Below are 22,794 nucleotides of genomic sequence, written 5' to 3'. Positions count from 1 at the left end.
TACTCTTTATATGCTAAATAGAAGTTACCAAGGTTGGCAGTTCTGTGGCAAAGTCTGCTGGAAGAACAATTTGACCACAGTACTATGCTTTAGAATATCCATTGGAATATTTTTATAGCCTAAATAATTAGAATTATCGTAAAATCGAACTTGCATCGCCCGTGACTCATCGTCATTCCAATCATCATATTCATAATAATAAGAATCCTTATAATACCCATCCAATCTGACTTTCATCCATCCGCGCAGCTCATTGAGGACTAACGGATCTTTCACTCCTGCCAATTCTATGTGACAGGATAAATTTTCCGGAACCATCCCTTTATTCGGATAAACATAGAATTCCAACGTAACTTCATCCATCCGCTGAATTCTCAGCCGTTCATTCATATAACAAAGTCTGCGGTAAGCAAGGTTGACTCCCCTAGCCGCGAAGATCAGGATGAACAGGCAAAGCACTTCCTTCACGGTAACTTTTAATCGCTGCTTCGCCAGCATCAATCCACCAAAATAAAGCAGGCAAATTAAGAAAATTGCATAGAATAACCCGTTTCTCCATTCTAAAATCGGTTCCCAGGTCATCACTAACAAAAGCAAAAACGTATCCAACCGGATCAAAAATATAAGAATCCTCCGTGAGCTTGACAGGCTTCCTGCCTCTTCACTGCGGAACCGGCTTACTTTTAAGAAAAGACAGAACAGTGCAAGACTTCCGATCAGCACGGCAATCCCGTATTCCAGCCCATTGCCCAGCGTGTTACTGCTCCATCCATAATCCAACTGCCACAGCGATTCACGCAAAATCTCAAACATCCGCTGCCAGGGTGAGATGTATCTAAGCCACACCGGAACTGTATAACCCAATTTCATATTCATCGATGTTAAATAGAGAAATGTGTTGATCAAGAATGTCGGCAGGGCTAAGCTGTTTACAAAAATAATCACTGCGTCAAGCAGGGTATGACAAAAGCTGAAGATCAGCAAATTCAGTGAGGTCACTAAAAACAAACTTGCCGTCCATGCCAGAATAAGCTGAAGCATCCTGGAAAAGGAGAGGCTGTGGCCACAGATCAGCGCAAACAGGAAAAACAGAGAAGGGACCAGAACCAAAAACTGAACGCAGCCAATTCTTGCCATCCATAACTTTTTCTGTTCAATCGGCAGGCTGCCGTAAAAGTACGCCGACTTCTTACGATAACGGCTGAGTTCAAATAAAAAGGGTATGCCGGCAGACAAAAGAAACACATAGACCGACAAATTATCCAGGTTGATCAAACCGGTCACAAAAAAGCTTCCGCCGATAAAGATGATCCCAAGAAGCGGCAAGGATTGCTTTATCAGATAGTTAAAATATTTCTCCGTCATCTTCTTCCTCCCCTTTCCACGATGAATCTGTCATCAAGCTGAAGTAATCCTCCAAGCTAAGCGGCTGGACGTCAGCCAAAGCTGGTGATAACTGCGCAATCACGCTGTGGATGGCCTGTTCATCCGCACGCACAATCGCGTTCCAGCACTTCCCGATCTGTTGGGTCTGGATGATTTCCAAAGCTTTAAAATCCGGTTTGCATGCTTCCAGAAACACCAGCTGAATCCGGAATAAATGATTTTCCAACAAGTCTTCCTGAGCCACGATGGACTGATCCTTCATTAAGAAACAGTGATCACAGATGCCCTTGATCTCCTTCAAACTATGCGATACCAACAATAAAGCCATCGCCTTGTCGCTGATCCGATTTGTCAGCTCACCCACAAGATAACGCCGGACATTCCAGTCCAGTCCGTCGAAGACTTCGTCGACCATCAATAACCGCAGATCCAGACTTAAAGCAATGGAAAATAAAACTTGTCGTTTCTGTCCCTTAGACAGAGAATAAATCCCATTTTTCTCTTCTAACTTGAAATGATTGAAATGCCGCGCCAGCTCTCCTTCGTCCAGGGAATAAAAAATATCAAAAAATTCTACCATCTGACGAATTGTCCGGAACTGATGAAAATCAAAATCATCACTGATCAGAAACAACGCTTTCCGATTCAGAGGCTCATGAATCAGATCCTTCCCATCCAATTCGATCTGACCTGTTTCTGGGGTTAAAACGCCGGCGATGCAGTTGAGCAATGTCGTTTTCCCCGCACCGTTAGGCCCTGCCAGGCCGCAGATCTGACCCGCCTGCACATTCATGCTGCACTCCTGCAAAATCTTTTTCGTCGCAATCGACTTGGTTACCTCGTCAACGATCAACATCATTTTCCCCTTCCTTCCTGATCATTTCAATCAGCTCTTCAGTGCTGATCTTCAGCTTGCGGCACAGCTGAAGCAGCTGCCGGACTTCCGTTTCCACACCGCTGACGCTTGCGCTCGCGGGCATCCCCCGGACAAACACCCCTTTTTTGGGCAGCGTATAAAGAATGCCTTCCGCTTCCAGCTCCTGATAGGCCTTTTGCACAGTGTTGGGATTGATATTCAACTGCTGGGCCAGCGAGCGCACCGAGATCAGCTTTTCATCCGGCTGCAGTACTCCGGCTTCAATGAACCGCACGATCTGACGTTTGATCTGTTCATAGATCGGTTCATTGCTTTGCGTATTGATCAGAAACAAGCTCCCGCCTCCAGTCTGTATGATCTGTACTATCTGTATTAACTGTATTATATGCACTAAGAATTGTCAATGTTTGATTTAAACTTTTCAATGCCGAAACTCTTTCCTTATTCCAACAACCTTGTATAATCTAAACAGAAGGAGAGGTTTTATCATGAAAATATTTGCCAATCATGCGCACATATTCCGCAAAGATCAGCGGCCGGATGGAACTGTCAGTGCTTTGCTTGAAGTTATGGCTAAAACAGGCATTGATCAATGTGTGTGTTTTGCCCCATTTTATGAATGGGGGCTTGACTACAATCCAAATCTATGGATGGCTGAAGAATTAAAGCATCATCCGGAATTAACCGGCTTTGGCGTTGTTGACATTCATGGTCAGGATCTTGAAGGTCAGGTCAAACACATCCGTGAGCTGGGATTCAAAGGCATTAAGCTGCATCCAGCCTTTCAGAAATTTGCGATTGACGGCCCTGAAGCTTTCCAGGTTTATGCCGCAGCGCAGGAAGCCGGGCTGTTCTTGTCCTTTCATACCGGTGTACACTGGCATCGAATTAAGGACTATCAGCCTTTGTTGTTCGATGAAGTCGCCTGGAATTTTCCGGATCTCAAATTTTCCATGGAACATGTCGGCGGCTATTGCTTCTTTAACGAAGCTCTGGCGGTGATCCTGAACAACCGCGCGGAAGAATCCGGAAAATGCAACATCTATGCCGGATTGACCAGTGTCTTTGATCAAGACCGCAACCGCTTTTGGTATTTAGGTCAGGAAAAAGTCCAAACCCTGCTGCATATGACAAGCGATGAATTGTGTTTATTCGGACTTGATTTTCCTTACAATGATGCCGGAAAAATCACCGAAGCCATTGAAGAAATCATGCACCTGCCTATCGATGAGGACGCAAAGCAGCGAATTTTAGGCGGTAATTTAGCCCGCGTTTTAAATGTTGACTTTTAGTTTTCGATGGACAGAATGAATAAAAACAAAAAACTTGATCGCAGGTCAATATCTTTGATTAAAAAGATAAGCCTGCGCATCAAGTTTTTCTATTGTGAGCTAGGGTTCAATGATCGCAAAGCGCCGGTCAAAATCAACCATGACTTCCATGATCCTTGTCAGACACTCAGCATCACCGTCGATCTGAATTCCCTTATCCTGCAGAGTGGCAGGGCGGGTAAGCAAGGCCGCCAGGCCCAGCCGCGGCATCGTCAGCGTGGCATCAGCATCGCTTTCATGAATGTCCGGATAGACCAGTAAAGCGCCATGAATGAGGTGAACGCAGTATCGCTGCTGCGTATCTGTGATCATCAGATTCAGCTTGATATCTAAATTTTCCGCCCGTTGGCCGTCGATGAGGATTCCCCAATAATCCAGCATCATACGGCTGTCCATACAGCGGGCCAGATCCCCGGAGTTTTTCGCCTGACGCCCGCTCCGCACGCCATGCCGCAGCTCATCCGCCCCATTAAGGTAACAGTTGCGCCAAGGTCCGGATTCAGCCTGATATCCCATCTGTTCCATCGCATCTGCGCAAAGATAACGGGCTTTCAAATTGTCCGGCTCAGCGAAAACAACAGCGTTGGACAGCTGGGCAGCCCATTGGTATTCCCCTTTCTCCAAGGCTTTCTCAGCCTGTTTCAGCAAAGCTTCACTGCTCCCTGCAAGCGCGATCAGCTTTTGCCCCTGCTCAGTTGGCGTTAAAGGGTTCAGATTAACCGGGTTTCCGTCATACCAGCCCAGATACCGCTGATAAACAGCTTTGGCATTGTGCGAGAGCGTACCGTAATACTGCCGGGTTGTCCAGACCTTTTCCAACGATTTCGGCAGCTGGATCGTATGGGCAATCTCATTCGGCGTCAGTCCCTGGTTCATATACAACAAAGTCTGATCGTTGATAAATTTATAGACTGCCGCGGTTTCCTCCAGGATTTCATTGACTTCACGATTTCCCCAATGCGGCCAGTTATGTGCCTGAAACAACACCTCCGCTTCGCTTCCAAACAAGGCTTTTGCCTGCGTAATCGCAAAAGCCCAGGCATTGCCGTCACGAATCTGCGTACCGCGCAGCGTATAGAGATTATGCATCGTTGCATTGCATAATTCAGCCATCCACAACGCTTTAAACTGCGGCAGATACCAGCACATCTCCGCCGGCGATTCGGTTTCCGGCGTCATTTGAAAAATGAATTCAATGCCGTCGATGATCCGTTTTTCGCCAGTGTGCTTGATTTCATCTGTCGGACGGATAAAGGTGACTGTTCCGCGCGACTGGCCCATGCCGATCCCCATCGCGATCGCTCCCGTTTCATTAAAATCCAGCGCTGTGCCATATTGATAACAGGCCCGCCGCTGCATTGCATTCATGGCATACACATTCTCACTCACCGCATGGAAGGTATAATGTTCCGGAACGATCAACGGAACTTGTCCGTTGCAAACAGCAGCTTCATCGACAATGCCTTTGATTCCGCCGAAATGATCCAAGTGCGGATGGGAAATGACAATCGCGGATACCGGCCGTTCTCCCAACACCTCATTGACCAGTGCTAAGGCGGCTTTTGAGCATTCGCAGCTGATCAGGGGATCGCAGACAATCCATCCGGTTTTTCCGGCAATTACCGTCAGATTGGACATATCGTAGCCGCGGACCTGATAAATCCCGTCAACGACTTTGAACAAACCTGTCTGATGGTTCAGCCAGGCGTTGCGATACAGGCTGGGGTTGATTGTCGCCACTTCCTGTTCCTCGTCCAAACAGGCAATCTTCTGACTCCAGATGACTTCACCCTCCGCATTTTTAATTTCAAGATCTTCCACTTTTTTCAGGCAGTTGTGCAGAGCGCAGTTTTTTTCATGCGCATCCTCAAAGTCCAGCAGCGACTTCATCTGTTGGTGAACCTGACGTGTGACTTCGCTGGCAGGTTTGGTTAAATCATTATATTCCATACTCATTCCTCCACCTTCGATCATAAGCAGACCGCTTCTGCTTGTCTATAAACACTCTGCCCTTCTGTCTGATTTTTGAACAAATTGAGAATTTGCCCAAAGACTTTAGACAGAAATCAGCAGCTTTGGTACAATAATAATCAAAGGAGGGAGCAGAATGGCCGCCGCTGAACTGACCCGCAATGCAATTTTAAAAGCTTTGGAAACACTGATGCAAAAGAAGACACTGGACGACATTCAAATCGGACAGATCAGTGAACTGACCGGTATCAGCCGCAATACACTTTATTATCATTTTTCAGACAAATATGAAATTCTGGATGTTTTATTGAAAAGTCAGCTTACGCCGGTAGTCAATCCGCTGCTGACCCGTGCTGCTTGGGTGCGTTCGCTGGAAGCCGCAACCCAGGTACTGCAGCGTCAGCCAGCCCTTTCTGTCCATGCCTTAAACACCCATGGACGGGTTAATTTAGGAACGGTTCTGCGCGATATCTATCAGGATTTTCTTCGCCAGCAGCTGCAGCTCAGCCATCCAGCTTTAAGTGAAAAGGAACAAGGTCTGATCGTACGGTTTTACACGCACGCCATCGTAGGATTAGTTCAAGACTGGGTCAGCCTGGGGATGAAGCAGGATGTCGGTGAAGCGATTGACGTCATCGCTCAGGCAGTCCATGAAAATATCTTTCGCGCTCCCTGATCAAAATAAAAATCCGCCGGCGATGAATTCTTAACATTCAAAGCGGCGGATCTTTTTTTATCGGCGGTGGATCTGACGCTGACGCTTCGCTCTTTTCGCAAGCGCACGACGGCGTTTTTTATCGGCCCGCCGCTGTAAAATTAAGACGGCGGCAAATAAGATCAGCAAGGCAATCACGGCGATTAATGCCTTAATCATCAGCTGCGGCCAATCCAGGCCGTTCTGAGCTATCGTCATGACTTCCACTGGCGGTGTATCTTCATACTGGTTGACAGTCTGACGGCTGGTCAGCACAAACTGTCCCAGCGCTTCACTTGTAAAGGTCAGCGTTGAAGCACTCTGGGTCGTCGGCATCTGAATTACATCGCCGTCCTCCAAGCGCCACACCGTGACTTTTTTGGAGCTGTCCCAGCCTTCCGGCAGACTCATTGTAATGCACAGCGGCGTACGCAGCGTCAGCGATGAATCATAATTTTTCTGGCCTGCAACGGTAAACCACTGTTCAATCGCCGCGCCGTTGCCGCTGGCAATCGTTTCTGCCTGCCGCTGCACTTCATCCTGCGGTTTAGCCTGCTTGAGGGTCAGCTTATAGGTGTCCTTGATCCATTTTTTCTGACCTGGATCCGTCTGCGGCAGCGCCAGACTTAGTCCCGAAACGGAAAACTGGCTGTCCTTGGATTTTAAAACCAAAGAACGTTGGTTGTCCAGCAAGGGTTTCAGCAAGGTGTCCAGAGCGCGGATCTGCGCAATTGTCCAGGAAGTCACTTCTGTCGTATCCAACCGCTGTTTCAGCTTGAGCAAATCAGTTTTCTGCTGCTCTGTCACTGCGGCTGGATCAATCGCCTCGATCAGGGCGTCCAGATCTTCCTTCAGCGCATCCTGCAGCTGATTCAATTCCTCAGACACTTCAATTTCGTAGCTGGTTGATACGGTTCCGACACTCACCGTCACGGTCTGGACTCCCTCGCTGTTCAGATCAAAACCACTGACCATCGAACTGGTTAACGGCAGCTCTTCCTCAGTCCCATCCGTATACTTGACCTGAACCTTTCCCTTTTTCAGATCAATGCGTGAACCTGCAGCATACTGCTGCAGCGGCAGGGAAACCATGGAAATTTCCTGAATTGCTTTATACTCGGCAAGATAGACCCCGTTGTTTTCCTGCCAGCCAACAAACACACTGCCTTCTTTTGTAGGTTCAGGGGCATAAGGCTCACTGTTTTCCAGCAAATCGATTTCAATGCGGCTGCCGCCCTGCGGGAATGTTCCCTCGCCGGCATCAAAAACAGCCGTTTTCAGCTGCAGCGTATTCAGCCGGTCAGCATTGAGAATGACATCGAAACTGGAGGCAGGAAGATAGCCGATGCATTCTTCAAAACGATAGGTATAATCCTCAGCCACAGCCGCTTCACTCTGGACCTTGTACCAGCTGCCTTCGCCGTTTTCGATCTTTTCCAGCAGCACAAAGGCCAGCGGCGCGGTTTTGCCTGTGGAATACAAGACGGCGGAAGTGGATGAAGGTTCGCTGTATATTGAAAGACTGACATTCTGGGTATGAATACCCAAGGTCAGCTGATTGAGATCTTTCGAACCCATCGCTTCATCCAGCTGCATGTAATAAGACGCGGCTTTTTCTCCCCAATACGGATCGGAAGCATAGCTGACATTCATCCCGCTGGCTTTATCGCCAAAGAAGCCGCCGTGATACTGAAACTTCTTCGGATTGAGATAGCTGGCGGATACATATGTTTTCGCATGCGACAATATCGAGCTGCTTAATTTGAAGTAGCGCTTCGCATTGGCTTCCACATCGCTGTCATACGCCGCATGCCCAAACAGATTGTTGCGCGTAAAGCTTAACGAGCTGCGTCCGCTGGCAGATTCGTTCATCGACAGCGCCAGCATCATCAGCGCATTGGAGCCATACAGCGACTGCGCCTGTAAGAAGGCTCCTTCTTCACCATAATACAGCGACTGGTTGAGCGTATCATGAACGGAATTGCGGTCGCGGTCCTGATAGGATACGATCGACTGATCGATTCCCAATGTTTGCTGAAAATAGGCTGTTAATTCAGCTTCCGTATAGTAGGAAAGTGAGCGATGGGATAAATATTGATAATAGAAATAAAAAGGTTCCTGTGAATTGATTGAAGCCGCGGTACTGCCCTTCTGATAATCCTGAAGCATCACCGCCGGACCCTCATAAAAATAATGACCATCGTAGCTGTACAGCTGCCCGTAACTGCTGAGATTGGCCGGTACCGGTCCTAAATCAATCATCGTCGCATACCGTGAGGAACTCTGACTTTGACGGATCTGATGATACAGTCGACCCTCGCGAACAGTATAACTGCTTAAATTTCCCGCTTCAGACAGCGGTACCAGCGTCACCTCCGCCAGCTTTGCTTTTCCGCGCACGCCGGAAAGTTTGAATTCCACCTGCATTTTGGTAAAATCCGTATCCAGAGCCGCACCATCTGCCCCATAACAGCCGTTGAGGTATCCATCGTTGCCAGTATCGGCATCTTTGTATTCCGTATTAACCTTGCATCCCTCGGATGCAAAGAAGACGATTCCCTGATCCACCGCGATCAGCTTGCCGTCCTGCCGCACGCCCAGGTTGACGACGCTTTCGTCATGACGGTGCTTTGCATAATAATCCGCGGCGCTTTTCAGCGTGCTGAACGTCTGCAGCACAGCTTCCTGTCCATCGCGGTAATCCACGATCTCGATCACTGTCGTTTCCGCCTTAAGCGGGGTTATCGGCACCAGCAGGCAGCACAAAAGAAACGCCGCCCATTTTCTTCCTAGTTTTAACATTTACGACCTCCTAAAAGCTTGGGGGAACTTGCTTAGTTTTATTGTAAAAGTTTTAAGCGCTGAAAGCAACACCCCGCATTCTGCCATTTCTTTCAATTTTAAAACAAAATGAATTCATTTCAGCATTTTTACCTTTATCTGAAGCAAAATATAAAGCCTATAAATAAACTATTTTGATATAAAATTTATTACCTTTGAATACGTTTTTACATATTTACTTTTTATTCAATCTACCATAGGCTTCAACCAAAGATACTGTCTAAGACTAAACAACAAGTATAGATAATTGTCATAATCCATAGTACAATGAATAAAAATAAGGAGCTAAGTGTAATGCCAAATTTACTTTCGAAGAAAAACGAAATGTTAGCAAAGATGTCGGAAATGGAGTTTTATCCAACCTTCTTAGACGAGCAACCTGATTTAAACAATTCTATAAAAATACCATTTTCTAAAGTAGCTTCTTTAGGAACATTTTTTACACCTATAGCAACTGCCATGCAGAACATCACAAATCTGGATGGGAGTGGTTTAGGTTTACGCATTATTAAAGAGGGACAGCATGCAATGCGAGCAAAAGATGGTATCGGACAAATAGGAACCACGGCGAGCAATGCAACAGGGAAAATAGCAGGACAATCCAGATTTATTCCAATGCCATTTGATCCGATGACGCTTGCTGTTGCTGCCACTTTATACTGCATTGATATGAAACTAGATGCTATTCAACAAACACAGCAGGAAATCATTAGTTTTTTAGTTGAGAAAAATAAAGCCGAACTTAAAGCAAATCTATTGTTTCTCTATGATATTTTGACTAATTATAAATACAATTGGGATAATGATAAATATAAGAGTAGCAATTACACAAAAGTATTGGATATTAAACAAACCTCAAATCAAAACATAATTTTTTGCCGAAATCAAATAACATCCGAATGTGATAAAAAAACTTTGTTAAATAGTGATGAAGATATCAAAAAACGACTCAAAAAGATCCAATCATTTTTTGAAGATTATCAAGTCGCTTTATATTCTTATGCTTTTTCTTCTTTCTTAGAAATTATGCTTTTAGAAAATTTTGGATCTGAATTTATTGATGGAATAGCAACTAAAATAGAAGATTACTCGTTTCAATACAGAGAGCTTTATACCCAATGTTACAACCAATTTGAAAAGACATCAAAATCTTCAATTCAATCTTATTTATTAAAGGGTTTATCTGCAGTTAGCAACATAACAGGAAAAGCCATTGAGAAAGTCCCCCTTATTAGTAAGTCTCAAATTGATGAAACTTTAATTGAAGTTGGTGAAAATTTGGAAAGTCTCGGCATAAAACGAGTAAATCTCACTTTACAAACATTAATTGGAAAGCAGAGCAGCAATATTAGACCTTTTGCTGATAATATAAAAACAGTGAAAATGCTGTACAACGAGCCGATTAGAATTCTATTTGATAATGAAAATATCTATATCCAATCAGAGATCGAAAATCAAAAACTTTTCATGGCTTAAGATTGTTATTGTACTGCATAGAACTCCAGCTTAAAAGAACGCCTAAGAAAGTATTAACATCAGTGATGGTTTCTGCAATCTTTTTTATCATGTGTCTCCTTTTTATTAATTTAGTAGGTCTTATTGGCAGTTTATCGACTTTGGCTATGATTTTTTAGTCGACCCATTTCCCCTAACTGCTCATATGATTGCAATAATATATAAATTACATACATTTCGCTACTTCTAAGTGCATTCAAAACCGATAAAATCTCTCTATTTAATAAAAGTTAGTTAAATTAGCACTTTGATAAAGTTTATCCTAAGCAAAAATAAAAACGCCGCCTATTGTTGTAAGCCAGCGTTCTCAGCAGAGCTCTCGACGTTTTCAGGCCGCCATAACGGTTCACGAAATCGAACCGGGCCTAGTTTTCCTTTGCGCAGTTCTAAAATAACCGCAGTGGCTTGATGGGTGCGGTGATCAAAGACCAGTGTTGCTTCCCGTAAAGTCAGCGGTGATTCTGACAGCGCGGCGATGATTTCAGCCAGCCGGTCAGCCCGGTGCACCATATAGAACCGGCCCTTGTCTTTCAGCAGACGCCCACCGGCAGCAAATAATGTTTCCAGCGTACAGCTCGCTTCATGACGTGCCGCTGCCAGAAATGAATTTTTATTGATAGAATCGGTATCCGGAGTTTTAAAATAGGGTGGGTTACAGACGATAACATCAAACGGCAAATGCCTGAATTCAGCCAGATCCGCACAAATCAGCTCGGCTTCCAGTCCGTTGATCCGCATGTTTTCCTCCGCCAGCGCCAACGCTTCAGCAAACAGATCAACGCCGGTCAAAGAAGCGGGTGAAAAACGGGATGCGTACAGCAGCAGCGCTCCATTATTGCATCCCAGATCCAGCACGCTTTCGCCGCTTTTAACAACCATCTGCTCGCCCAGCAGCACCGTATCCGTATTCATGCAAAACATATCCTTGCGCTGCCACAATGGTAATTTCAGCTTTGGTAAATAATCCAATCGCCGATTCTCCTGCGGCCTTTCCGTTATAGTTTGATTTTCCATTCTGCTGAGCGCCGGATTCTGAACCAGAACCGGGAGCCCTTCCCCTCCTCACTTTCAACAGCGTATTCCGCATGGTGGCTGTCCAGAATTGCCTTGACGATCGCCAATCCCAGTCCTGTACTGCCGCCGGCCGCGCGCTGATATTTCTTGTCAATTTTGTAATATCGGTCCCAGATATAAGGCAGATCTTCCTTTTTAATGCCTTCGCCTTCATCTTCCACTTCAACCTGAATCCAATCGTTTTTCTCAAACGCCCGGATCGTTATTTTTTTACCATCCGGGGTATGCTTAAAGGCATTGGACAGGAAATTATAAATCACCTGACTGATCTTGACCTCATCCGCGGTCATCGTCAGTGAGCGCGGACATTCGATAACCAGCTGGTAATGATGATCGTCAATCATGACCTGACAGAGCGAAACGATATTCTGAATCTTCTGATTCAAATTAAACGTTCCCAGTTTCAGCTGATAGCTGCCTGACTGCATCTTGGACAATTCCGCCATATCCGTGACCAGATGGTCCAGATAATCCACCTCTCTGACGATGACGTCCAGATGCTCATCGCGCTTGGCTGGGATATCGCCGGAGATATCATGGATCATCTCCGCGTAAGCCTTGATCATCGTTAATGGCGTTTTGATATCATGCGAGACATTGGCAATCAAGTCGCGGCGCAGCTCGTCCACCTTGCTCAGCTTGTGCGTCGCATCATTCAGCGTATCAGCCAGCTGATCAATCTCACTGAAATAGCTGCCTTCAAAGTGAATATCATAATGGCCTTTGGCCAGTTCATTGGCAGAATGCTTCATCTGCACGATCGGCCGCGACAGCTTTGTTGAAATAAACAGCGAAATGACAATCGATAAAAACAACGTGATCAAAGCCAACGCAAAAAACTGATCCTGAAAGATCGTCAGCGTCGAATCCAGAGGTTCCAAAGGACTGTTGACAAACAGATAGAAATTGGCCAAGTTGGCCTGCACCATCTTGCCATAGAGAATCATTTCCTGATCGCTGCGCTGATTGGCTAAAACCTCCGACAGCTCCCCGTCGCTTAATATCAGAAGCTCGCGCATCGCCTGGCCGTTTTTAAGCGGCTGCAGCTGCGTTGAGCCGACGGTCATCGTCTGATTGAAGATGCAGGAATCGCCTAGTGAATCGGAATTATAGACGACGCTGCCGCTGTCATTATAGACGACAGCACAGACGTTATTGTTGATCGCAAACTGCGAAGCCTTCTTGATCGTCGCCTCATCCAGCCATTGATTATCAATCACGTATTCCTGAATCGTCGCCGCAACCTCCTTGATCGCCGAGATCTTGTTGCTGCGGTAATACGGTTTGATCAAAAGCAGCTGAGCACCGCCGACCAAAGCTAAAAGTCCGGCTGCAAATAACATGAAATACAGCCAGATATTAAACTTTATACCATGAAAATCAAGCTTCAAACTTATACCCCATTCCGCGGACAGTCACGATAAACTTGCGGTAGTCTTTTAAATTGTGCCGCAGCATTTTGATGTGCGTATCGACCGTCCGGTCATCTCCGAAATAATCGTAATCCCAGACTTCCTCAAGCAGCTTCATCCGCGACAGCGCGATATTTTTATTTTTGACCATATATAACAAAAGATCAATTTCCTTCGGCGTCAGGTTTGCTTTCTCACCGTCGACCGTTACGGAACGGCCTTCGACGTTGATCTGCAGGCCTTCAAAACGCAGAACTTCGCTGTCCTTGGTCTTGAAACGTTCCAGAATCACTTTCACACGCGCCATCAGCTCCTTCGGTGAAAACGGCTTGACAACATAGTCATCGACGCCTAACTCAAAACCGAACAGCTTGTCGTATTCTTCCTGCCGGGCGGAAAGCATGATGATCGGAATCGGCTTGATCTTCTTAATTTGCTTGCATGCGGAAAAACCATCCAGCTTCGGCATCATGATATCCAGAATCACGCAGTCGAAATCTTCCTTTTCCACTAATTCCAACGCCTCCAAGCCGTCGCTGGCTTCGGCAACTTCATAACCATTGATCAGGGCATATTCCCGAACGACCTCGCGGATCATCTGTTCGTCATCAACTATAAGTATTTTGGCCATGTTCCTCATCCTTCCTTATGGTCAACAGTGTACCGTTTTATTGTGAATTCTGCGTGAAATCCGAATTCAGCGGCTGCAGCCGATTGACAAGACAGGAGTCTTCTTTGTCCATCTTGCCTTGGAAATACACGTATTGTCCTTTGTTGAGAAAGGCCGTGCTGCGGGCATAGATACTCGGCATGATGACCAGATCGATCTGGGCCGTTTCATCAACACCGACGGCAAACGCCATCAGATCGCCTTTTTTCGTGCGGTGCTGGCGAACGCGCTGCAGATAAACGAAACCTTCAATATAACCGCCTTTGGCCAGCAGCCGGATCAGCGGCTCGGTCTGAATCTGGTATTTCTTTTTGATCTGCAGAATCGGATGCGAGCAGAGATAAAAGCCTAACGCTTCCCGCTCCCGTTCGCTGCGTTCAATCGGATCTTCTTTGGCCATGACCATCACCGGTTTGGATACCAATCCCAAATCAATCCGCACCTGCCCGCCGACCTCAATCCGCACCAAATCGCCATAACTGATCGCTTCTTCCAGCGACAGCCGCAGACTCTGCCGGTTGGCGTGGAACTCATCCAGCGCCCCGGCGTCGATCAGCGCTTCGATCATCTTGCGGTTCAGCCGGCGCGTCAGCATCCGCGTGACGAAATCATAGTAATCCGCAAACGGCCCCTTTTCCTGCCGTTCCGCCAACAGCTGCAGACAGGCGGCCGAGCCGATATTTTTAATGCCCAATAACGGATAACGGATCGCATCGCCTTCGATGAGATAGCGCACGTCGCTGGCATTGACCGAAGGCCCTAAGATCTGAACCTGATGCCGCCGGCACTCGTCGATATACTCAGCTGTTTTCCCTTCGGCTCCGATCACACTGTTGAGCAGTGACGTATAGAATTCCAATGGGAAATTAGCTTTCAGATAGCTCAGCTGATATGCCAGCAGTCCATACGCGACGGAATGTGATTTATTGAAGCCGTAATTGGCAAATTTCAAAATTAATTCATAGACCTCGTTGGCCAGCTTTTCATCATAGCCCTGCTGAATACAGCCGCCGATGAATTCCTTCTGCAGCGACTGCAGTTCCTTCAGCTTTTTCTTGGACATCGCCCGCCGCAGCACATCGGCCCGGCCCAACGAGAACCCGGCCATCTTCTGTGCTGTCTGCATGATCTGTTCCTGATAGATCATCACACCGTAGGTGCTTTCCAGAATTGGCTTAAGATCCGGATGCAGATAATGCACCGCCGACGGACTAGTCCGGCAGCGCAGATATTCCGGAATATTTTCCATTGGTCCGGGACGGAACAGCGCAATCGTCGCGACGATATCATCGAAGCATTCCGGCTGCATTTTGCGGATCAGATTCTTCATGCCCTCCGATTCCAGCTGGAAAATTCCAACCGTATCGACTTTTTTCAGCAGCGCATAGGTTCGGGCGTCATCCAGCGGAATTTTCATGATATCCAAAGGCTGCCGCTGATTGACACGCTGGACAATATCATCAATAATCGTCAGATTTCTTAGTCCTAAAAAATCCATTTTAATTAAGCCCAGTTCTTCCAGATGCTCCATCGTGTACTGCGTGGAAAGCAAATCATTTTCAATTCGGATCGTCGGGCAGATCTGATCCAGTTCCGCGCGTGAGAACACGATTCCAGCGGCGTGGGTCGATACATGCCGGGGCAGTCCCTCAATCCGCAGCGCGGTTTCAAATAATTCCTGATACCGCCGATCGGCATAGACCATCTGATGAAAGCGCGGATTCTGCTGGATCGCGGTCTGCAGCGTCATTTTAATGCCAAACGGCACCGCCTTGCATAACATATCCACTTCCCTCAACGGGATTTCCATCACCCGTCCGACGTCCCGCAGCACCTGCTTTGCCCCTAAGGTACCAAAGGTAGCGATATGTGCGACATGCTTCTCGCCATACTTTTCAGCGACATACCGAATCACTTCATCGCGCCGATTATCCGGAAAATCCGTATCAATATCCGGCATCGAAATGCGCTCCGGATTCAAAAAGCGTTCAAAAAGCAAGCCGTACTGCAGCGGATCCACATGCGTAATCCCCAATACATAGGCAACCAAGGATCCCGCCGCACTGCCCCGTCCAGGTCCGACATAAATTCCCGCTTTGCGGGCAAACCGGATAAAATCCCAGACGATTAAAAAATAGTCTTCAAAGTGCATCGTCAAAATAACGTCCAGCTCATATTTTAACCGCCGCCGGTAAGCCGGATCCTCCGGCAGTCCCTGCCGCCGTTTTTTTAATCCTGCCAAGCACAGTTGGGTTAAATACTGCTTTGAAGATACACCTTGCGGACAAGGAAAAGCCGGCAGCGTCGTCTTTGCCAGTTCCATCGTCACGTTGCAGATCGAGGCGATGTGATCGCTCGCCTGCAGATCCTCAGCGTCATACAGCTGTTCCATTTCCGCCGGCGTGCGCAGATAACGGCCATTGACTGACGGCAGCGTTTTGTCATTGATCGTCTTGGACAGTCGAATGCCATTGACAATCTTAAACAGCTGCGCATCCTCAGCCTTACCGTAATAAATTTTTGACAGCGCCACTGTCGGGATATCCTGAGCGCCGCACACCTGCTTCAATAAAATATTCTTTAATTTCCAGAATGACGCGTCATTGAACGAAATCGCCATATAAAACAGCGGAAGCTGCGTTTTCAGCCATCCCAGCTTATCACCCAACCCACGGCGGTCCTCCTGAATCAGCTCGCTTTCAGCAAAACCGCCCTCGCCATAAACAATCAGCACCCAATGATCCAGATGTGGCTGAATCTGATCCAGTGTCAGCTGCGCATTGTCCTCGCACAGGCGGCTCGATACTTCCATCAGTCCGACATAGCCTTCGTTGTCCCGTGCCAGCACCGTCATCGCGACAATTTCTTCTTCAATTTTCACCTGGATTTCCAAGCCAAAAAGCGGTTTAATCTGTTCTTTCTGACAGCACTTCCAAAACTCCATCGCGCCGTGCATGACTTTCTCATCCGTACAGGCAATCGCACCATAACCTGCCTGTTTAGCCTGAGAAACCAACTGCGGTATGGTCAGAGTGCTGTTTAATAACGTATAACAACTTCGTGCATGCAGATGAACGCTCATATTCAGCACTCCCTTCTGTATTTATTTTACCATAAAGCGGCCGCCTCAGCCACTCTTACCCTTTTTGCCTGACAGACCGCCTGAATCTTCACCGGATCATTCCTCTTCGTTTTTTATGGTCGCTCTTTCTCTTGAGTTAATTGTGAACCTCCCATAAGCTAAAGACTTATGGGTTTTCTGCTTAAATAATTATAAAAGAGAATGAGTTTGACGTCAATTTCGAATTGAATTTTTTTCTAGTTCCCCGATTTTTGAAATTATTTTTTAACAATAACAAAGCTTGTAATCAAAAAAACGCTCTCTTAAATTTACTTTTCCTGACAGACTTCCTCTATTTCTACCTTTTCTTCTTTGTTATTAACCTTTGATCTTCTTTGAATGTACGACAAACCGCCTTTTCTGTCTGTGGATATTAGTTTACTTCTAAATCAGATCGCGTTAAAATTAAGGATATAAGGAGTGAAGAACTATGAAAATAGCCTTTGTTACCGACAGCGGCATCGGAAAAACCGCAGCCGAAATGGCGGCTGACGATATCATCAGCCTGCCGCTTCAGATCAGTGTGGACGGCCGCAGTCTTCAGGATATGGAAGACATTGACAAGGATCAGCTGATCACCCTGCTTCAGCAGCAGAAAGCTATGGCAACGTCCCTGCCGGCTTTGGGGCGGATTCAGGAATGTTTTGAAAAACTAAAGGCGGAAGGTTATGAGCTCATCTTTGCCGTTCCGATCTGCAGCGGTCTGTCCGGCACAATCAGCGCAATGCAGACCACAGCAGCGCAGTTAGACCTGCCGATCATCACGATTGATACGCATGTCACCGCCGTAGTTCAGGAATACCTAATCCGCACAGCGAAGCAGATGGCGGAGGCGGGAGCTTCGATGGAGGACATTCAGGCAGCCTGCCAGCAAGTGATCGACACGACCAATACGCTGATTCTGCCAAGCGACATGCAGCATTTGAAACGCGGCGGACGCTTGACGCCGCTGGCCGCAACCTTGGCTGGATTATTAAAGATCAAGCCGATTCTGGAGATTAACCAGCGCACAATGGGCCGGATTGACGTCAAAGAAAAAGTCAGAACCTATACCCGCGCGTTGGAGCGGGCTGTGCAGATCATGAAGGAAGACAGCATCGACGAGCACTATTCCATTACAGTCGCGCATGTCGACGCTCCGCAGACCGCGGAACAGCTGGCTGCGATCCTGCGGCGCACCTTCCCGAAGTCAGAGGTTCAGATCATTAAGCTTGTCAATGTCGTCGCCGTTCACACCGGGCTGAATACCCAGGCGATTCAGTATTTCAGAAAGCTCGATTAGCCGCCAGCTTTGACGGCTTTTCTGTTGGCTTAACGTGAAGATCCTGTGAAGATTTCATGTGAAATCATGTGAAGTCTGTAAACACGTGTTTACAAGATTGCGAAATTCTGTATAATAGTTTGCATGAGGTGATAAAGATGGAAGAAGCTATTCGCATCGTATTGGAAGATTTGTTTGATCTGCAGCCGCTGATGCTCAACCGTTCCATGGGAATCGCGCAGAATGAGAATTTCAGCCCTGTTCAATTATATGTATTGTTTACCCTGCAGTGCCGCGGTGAAATGACGCTCGCCGACTGCTGCCGGCAGACGCTGATTTCCAAACAGCAGCTGTCCAAGCTGATTGACGGTTTAGTCACACGGGGGATCGTAGCCCGCAAGCCCAATCCCAGCAACCGCCGCAGCATTCTGATTTCAATCAGTTCCCAAGGCAGCGTGATTTTGCAGGAGTATAAAGAGAAACAGATTCGCCATTTGACCCCGTATTTCGCGCAGCTGAGCGAAGATGAGCTGGCTACGCTGCACCACAGCTTTCAGGATATCACGCAGATCATGCGCAAACTTCATTATAAGGAGAATACTAACCATGCTTGATAAGATCAAAAACTCGCTTTACCGTTTTATGGCCGGACGTTATGGAACAGATTCGCTGAACAATTTTCTGTTGTTCGCTGCGATCGCTGTCATGCTGATCAACATGCTGACGCTGCGCAGTCCCTTTGTGAATTTGCTGGCCGATGCTCTGATTTTCCTCTCTCTGTTCCGCACCCTTTCCCGCAACACCTGGAAACGGCAGAAGGAAAACCTCAAATACATGGAACTGACCCGGCCAGTTCGTTCCCGCTTCTCGCTGATCAAGAAAAACGCCAGTGATAAGGAGCACAAATATTTCAGCTGTCCGCATTGCCATCAGACCGTCCGCGTGCCGCGGGGACACGGCAAGATTGAAATTACCTGTCCGCGCTGCAAGAGCACCTTTGAGAGAAAGTCGTAGGGCAAAGTATGGGATCAATTGTATACTTTTTCATTCTATTAATGATTCTGCAGTTTCTTTCGCCGCTGCTTTATGCCTATCCCCTGGTCGGACTTCTGTTATGGGTCGGCATCATCGCTTGGTTTATTTACCGCAATAAAAAGCAGCGTGAAGCCTTTTATAAAGCCCAGCAGCAGCAACAAGATTACTATCAGCAGCAACAGCAGCAGGATTCCGCCTACTCGCAAACCTCGCAAAGCCGTCCGCATGTTGATGAAAAAGATGTGATCGACGCGGAATACACGGAACGCGAAATTAAATAACAGCGCTGCTTCATTTCTGCATAAAACAAAAAGCAAAGCTTAAACAGAAAGACAGTCCGCAGATCTTCGGATTGTTTTTTTGTCTTTTTCCTGCTGACCTTTCCTTTATTTTGGACTTCTTTTGTCTTTGCGGCAGATTCCCGGCATTCAGTTTTTCTCTCTGTCCGCCTCAACAGACGCATTTCTGCTTATTTTTCTCCTTGGGCTGGCATAGAGACTCAGGCAAATTCATACACTTCAAATAGCTAAGGGAGGAAGTTATGGAAACGACAGAAATTTTGAAAAACATCGGTGAAAGAACTGGCGGCGATATATATTTAGGCATTGTCGGACCAGTACGGGTAGGCAAATCCACTTTCATCAAAAAGTTCATGGAACAGGCCGTCATTCCGTATGTCGAAGATGAATACGAAAAAGGACGGATGATTGATGAACTCCCGCAGTCTGGAGAAGGCAAGACGATCATGACAACCGAGCCAAAATTTGTTCCGAACAACGCCGCGACAATCGCTTTTGACGACGGCTTTACGGTCAAGGTCCGGCTTGTCGACTGCGTTGGTTTTGTCATTCCGGAAGCCAAAGGCTATAAAGATGAAAACGGCATGCGGATGGTGCGGACACCTTGGTATGATGAGGCGATCCCCTTTAATGAAGCAGCCAAAACCGGTACACAGAAAGTCATCCAGGATCATTCCACGATCGGCATTGTCATCACGACTGACGGTTCAATCGCTGATCTGCCGCGCGAATCGTATATCGAAGCAGAAACGGAAGTCATCGAGGAATTAACACAGATTGGTAAGCCGTTTATCATTATTGTCAACTCAAAAGATCCGGCATCCATACAATGCCGAAGCGTCGTCGACAAATTAAAGGAAAAAACCGCAGTTCCCGTTTTAGCGATGGCGGTCAACCGGCTGGACGAAAACGATATTCACGTCCTGCTGCGGGAAGCGCTGTATGAATTCCCAGTTTCTGAAATCAACGTTCAGATGCCGAAATGGGTTTCCGTCTTAACCGACGAACACTGGCTGAAACAAAGTGTCAACAGTTCGATCGAAGAAAGCATGAAGGCGATCACCAAACTGCGTGAAGTCGAAGGCATTGTCGATATTCTCAATGAGAATGAATATGTTGAAAAAGCCAATCTGGCAACGGTGGATACCGGAAAAGGCGTCGCTGTCGTAGATCTGGAAGTCAAAAGCGGTCTGTACAATCAGGTCTTAAAGGAAATTATCGGTCAGGATATTACAGATAAAGCTCAGCTGATGCAGCTGATGCAGGAATTTGCGGAAGCCAAGCGTGAATATGACGCCATCAGCAGCGCCTTGAAGATGGTCAAGCAGACCGGCTATGGTTTTGCCTCCGCTTCGCTTCACGATATTCAGCTTTCCACTCCGGAAATTGTCAAGCAAGGCGGACGCTACGGCGTAAGAATCAAAGCGGTTGCCCCTTCCATTCACATGATTAAAGTCGATGTGGAAAGCACGTTTGAACCGATTATCGGCTCAAAGGAACAGAGTGAGGAATTGGTCAGCTACCTGCTTCGTGATCAGGAAAGCGATCCGCAGGCAATCTGGGAATCCGATATTTTCGGCCGCAAACTGGCGGATATCATCAAGGACGGCATGAACTCTAAACTGTCCATGATTCCGGAAACAGCACGGGTGCGGCTGCAGGGAATTCTGACAAAGCTGATCAACCGCGGCAAAGGCAACGTCATCGCCATCGTTCTCTGATTTTCCCTTCGTTAAAAAGGAAGCTCAAAGTCTGGGCTTCTTTTTCTTTATCGCCTAATTTGAATCCATGTGCAGAGCAGCAGAATTCTCCAAAATCTGCCTGCGTGAACATCAGTTTTCCCAAGCCTTCACATAACCTTCATGTTTCAGTCAATATGAAGTCACATCGCCAGTTTAGAATAAGACTCGTAAAAAGAAAGAGGTGTGATAATGATGAATGAAAATCATGAAAATCCAATCCCAGAAGAAAACCACTGTGAACATGAAGCCGGCATGACCGCTGCCTCACAGGAAAATAGAAGCGCCAATGCCCAAGCGGAAACCAAAGAACAGGAAAGCTACGCCCATGTCCATGTTCAGCCTGAACCGGATCCTGTGCTCAAAGAGCTGGCTAAACAGCGTAAATCCATGAAGCGAACGATGGTCACCGGATTTCTCTGCTGCGGCCTGTTGGCAGGCGGCATTGGTTTTGGCGGCGGTCTGTTAGCCAATCAAATGAACAATTCCTCCACAACGTTGTACCGTTCGACCGGCAGTAAAGTTGAAGTTCAGCCCGTTGCCGCCGGCAGTGAAATGAGCGTGGAACAGGTTGCTGCCTTAAATCAGCAGAGCGTTGTTGAGATTAAAACTGAAAAAGTGACCAACAGCAGCTTTCTGCAGCAGTATGTTCAAACCGGAGCCGGCAGCGGCGTCATCATCTCCGAAGACGGCTATCTGATCACCAACAACCATGTCATCGACGGTGCTTCAACGATTCAGGTTCGCACCAGTGATGGAACAACGTACGATGCCGTTTTAGTCGGCACGGACAGCAAGACCGATGTTGCCGTACTGAAGATCAATGCCAGCGGCCTGACGCCGGTTACCTTCGGTGATTCCGACAATCTGAATGTCGGAGAAACCGCCGTCGCTATCGGCAATCCGTTAGGTGAATTGGGCGGCACTGTGACCAACGGCATCATCAGTGCCAAAGACCGCTCGATTACCTTAGATAACCAGCAGATGACGTTATTGCAGACCAATGCCGCGATCAATCCGGGCAACTCCGGAGGCGGACTGTTCAATTCCCGCGGTGAACTGATCGGCATGGTCGTAGCCAAATCCAGCGGCAGCGACGTCGAAGGTTTAGGCTTTGCAATTCCTTCCAATCTTGTCAGCAAGATTGCCCAGGAACTGATTGCTAATGGTTATGTAACAGGACGGCCGGCGATGGGCGTGACGGTCTTGAGTATTGAAAATGCGCAGACCGCAATGCAGTACGGAGTCAACAGCCTGGGGGTTTACATCACGGATGTCGAGAGCGGCAGCTCTGCAGAAAAAGCTGGTTTGCAGGCCGGTGATCGAATCATCTCCCTCAACAATCAGGTCGTAGAGACTTTTGCGGACCTCAGCGCGGCTCTGGACAATTACTCAGTCGGAGATACCGTAGACATTATGGTCAGCCGCAATGGTTCCACCGTTACCGTCTCTTTGACACTGCAGGAAAAGAAAAATACGACTGTCCCGCAAAATCAAAACGGCGAAACACAATCCAATCCGGAAGTTCCGTTAAACTAAAATTAACTTCTGCAGCTGATTCAGCCTTC

At 47.2% G+C, this 22,794-nt stretch carries 18 protein-coding genes; 9 read left to right on the top strand and 9 right to left on the bottom strand.

The features are described from left to right. Positions 1-24: 24 nt before the first annotated feature. Genes MCG46_RS08230 through MCG46_RS08220 form a run of 3 tightly spaced genes read right to left on the bottom strand, consistent with a single transcriptional unit; the run spans position 25 to position 2,597 of the window. On the bottom strand, positions 25-1,365 hold the full coding sequence (locus MCG46_RS08230; protein WP_240279251.1) for an ABC transporter permease: 1,341 nt from the start codon (positions 1,363-1,365) through the stop codon (positions 25-27). Beyond that, the gene (locus tag MCG46_RS08225) at positions 1,346-2,245 is read right to left on the bottom strand and encodes an ATP-binding cassette domain-containing protein (protein WP_240279249.1); all 900 of its coding nucleotides are present in this window, start codon (positions 2,243-2,245) and stop codon (positions 1,346-1,348) included. Before MCG46_RS08225 ends, MCG46_RS08230 begins: the two co-directional genes overlap by 20 nt. Beyond that, a complete protein-coding gene (locus tag MCG46_RS08220) occupies positions 2,229-2,597 on the bottom strand; it encodes a GntR family transcriptional regulator (protein WP_240279247.1) in 369 nt (122 codons plus the stop codon). Before MCG46_RS08220 ends, MCG46_RS08225 begins: the two co-directional genes overlap by 17 nt. Positions 2,598-2,751: 154 nt before the next feature. Between MCG46_RS08220 and MCG46_RS08215 the strand changes: the two genes are divergently transcribed. Next, complete coding sequence (locus MCG46_RS08215) at positions 2,752-3,555, top strand: amidohydrolase family protein (RefSeq protein ID WP_240279242.1); 804 nt, start codon at positions 2,752-2,754, stop codon at positions 3,553-3,555. A gap of 99 nt (positions 3,556-3,654) precedes the next feature. On the opposite strand, the gene MCG46_RS08210 is transcribed toward MCG46_RS08215, so the two are convergent. After that, a complete protein-coding gene (locus tag MCG46_RS08210) occupies positions 3,655-5,544 on the bottom strand; it encodes an alkyl/aryl-sulfatase (protein WP_240279234.1) in 1,890 nt (629 codons plus the stop codon). A gap of 157 nt (positions 5,545-5,701) precedes the next feature. Here MCG46_RS08210 and MCG46_RS08205 point away from each other — a divergent pair, with 157 nt between their 5' ends. Beyond that, the gene (locus tag MCG46_RS08205; RefSeq protein ID WP_240279232.1) at positions 5,702-6,241 is read left to right on the top strand and encodes a TetR/AcrR family transcriptional regulator C-terminal domain-containing protein; all 540 of its coding nucleotides are present in this window, start codon (positions 5,702-5,704) and stop codon (positions 6,239-6,241) included. Between the two features lie 57 nt (positions 6,242-6,298). Here MCG46_RS08205 and MCG46_RS08200 read toward each other — a convergent pair whose 3' ends face one another. Next, a complete protein-coding gene (locus tag MCG46_RS08200) occupies positions 6,299-9,061 on the bottom strand; it encodes a glucosaminidase domain-containing protein (protein ID WP_240279230.1) in 2,763 nt (920 codons plus the stop codon). A gap of 333 nt (positions 9,062-9,394) precedes the next feature. On the opposite strand from MCG46_RS08200, the gene MCG46_RS08195 reads away from it, so the two are divergent. Further along, positions 9,395-10,576 carry a hypothetical protein gene (locus MCG46_RS08195; RefSeq protein ID WP_240279220.1) on the top strand — a complete coding sequence of 394 codons (1,182 nt, stop codon included), beginning with the start codon at positions 9,395-9,397 and terminating at the stop codon, positions 10,574-10,576. Between the two features lie 324 nt (positions 10,577-10,900). On the opposite strand, the gene MCG46_RS08190 is transcribed toward MCG46_RS08195, so the two are convergent. Genes MCG46_RS08190 through dnaE form a run of 4 tightly spaced genes read right to left on the bottom strand, consistent with a single transcriptional unit; the run spans position 10,901 to position 16,853 of the window. Next, positions 10,901-11,584: a tRNA1(Val) (adenine(37)-N6)-methyltransferase gene (locus tag MCG46_RS08190; RefSeq protein ID WP_240279219.1), complete on the bottom strand. Its 684-nt coding sequence runs from the start codon at positions 11,582-11,584 to the stop codon at positions 10,901-10,903. A 26-nt stretch (positions 11,585-11,610) separates the two neighbouring features. Next, positions 11,611-13,080: a sensor histidine kinase gene (locus MCG46_RS08185; protein ID WP_020223280.1), complete on the bottom strand. Its 1,470-nt coding sequence runs from the start codon at positions 13,078-13,080 to the stop codon at positions 11,611-11,613. Next, positions 13,070-13,732 carry a response regulator transcription factor gene (locus MCG46_RS08180; RefSeq protein ID WP_020223279.1) on the bottom strand — a complete coding sequence of 221 codons (663 nt, stop codon included), beginning with the start codon at positions 13,730-13,732 and terminating at the stop codon, positions 13,070-13,072. Before MCG46_RS08180 ends, MCG46_RS08185 begins: the two co-directional genes overlap by 11 nt. 37 nt (positions 13,733-13,769) lie before the next feature. After that, the gene (gene dnaE, locus MCG46_RS08175) at positions 13,770-16,853 is read right to left on the bottom strand and encodes a DNA polymerase III subunit alpha (protein ID WP_240279217.1); all 3,084 of its coding nucleotides are present in this window, start codon (positions 16,851-16,853) and stop codon (positions 13,770-13,772) included. 469 nt (positions 16,854-17,322) lie between these two features. Here dnaE and MCG46_RS08170 point away from each other — a divergent pair, with 469 nt between their 5' ends. The 6 genes from MCG46_RS08170 (at position 17,323) to MCG46_RS08145 (ending at position 22,765) form a co-directional block, all read left to right on the top strand. Beyond that, positions 17,323-18,174 carry a DegV family protein gene (locus tag MCG46_RS08170; protein WP_020223277.1) on the top strand — a complete coding sequence of 284 codons (852 nt, stop codon included), beginning with the start codon at positions 17,323-17,325 and terminating at the stop codon, positions 18,172-18,174. A 137-nt stretch (positions 18,175-18,311) separates the two neighbouring features. After that, on the top strand, positions 18,312-18,767 hold the full coding sequence (locus MCG46_RS08165; protein ID WP_020223276.1) for a MarR family winged helix-turn-helix transcriptional regulator: 456 nt from the start codon (positions 18,312-18,314) through the stop codon (positions 18,765-18,767). Then, the gene (locus MCG46_RS08160) at positions 18,760-19,167 is read left to right on the top strand and encodes a hypothetical protein (RefSeq protein WP_240279215.1); all 408 of its coding nucleotides are present in this window, start codon (positions 18,760-18,762) and stop codon (positions 19,165-19,167) included. The genes MCG46_RS08165 and MCG46_RS08160 overlap by 8 nt, the downstream gene beginning before the upstream one ends. Before the next feature lie 8 nt (positions 19,168-19,175). Beyond that, entirely contained in the window at positions 19,176-19,469 is a 294-nt protein-coding gene (locus MCG46_RS08155; protein ID WP_020223274.1) for a hypothetical protein, read from the top strand. 260 nt (positions 19,470-19,729) lie between these two features. Beyond that, entirely contained in the window at positions 19,730-21,208 is a 1,479-nt protein-coding gene (spoIVA, locus tag MCG46_RS08150; RefSeq protein ID WP_020223273.1) for a stage IV sporulation protein A, read from the top strand. 210 nt (positions 21,209-21,418) lie between these two features. After that, positions 21,419-22,765, top strand: coding sequence for a S1C family serine protease (locus MCG46_RS08145; protein WP_240279213.1), 1,347 nt, complete (start codon positions 21,419-21,421; stop codon positions 22,763-22,765). The last annotated feature ends 29 nt before the right edge of the window (positions 22,766-22,794 follow it).

This window comes from Holdemania massiliensis, from assembly GCF_022440805.1.
Taxonomy (GTDB): Bacteria; Bacillota_I; Bacilli_A; order Erysipelotrichales; family Erysipelotrichaceae; genus Holdemania; species Holdemania massiliensis_A.
This window is presented reverse-complemented; position numbering and strand designations above follow the sequence as displayed.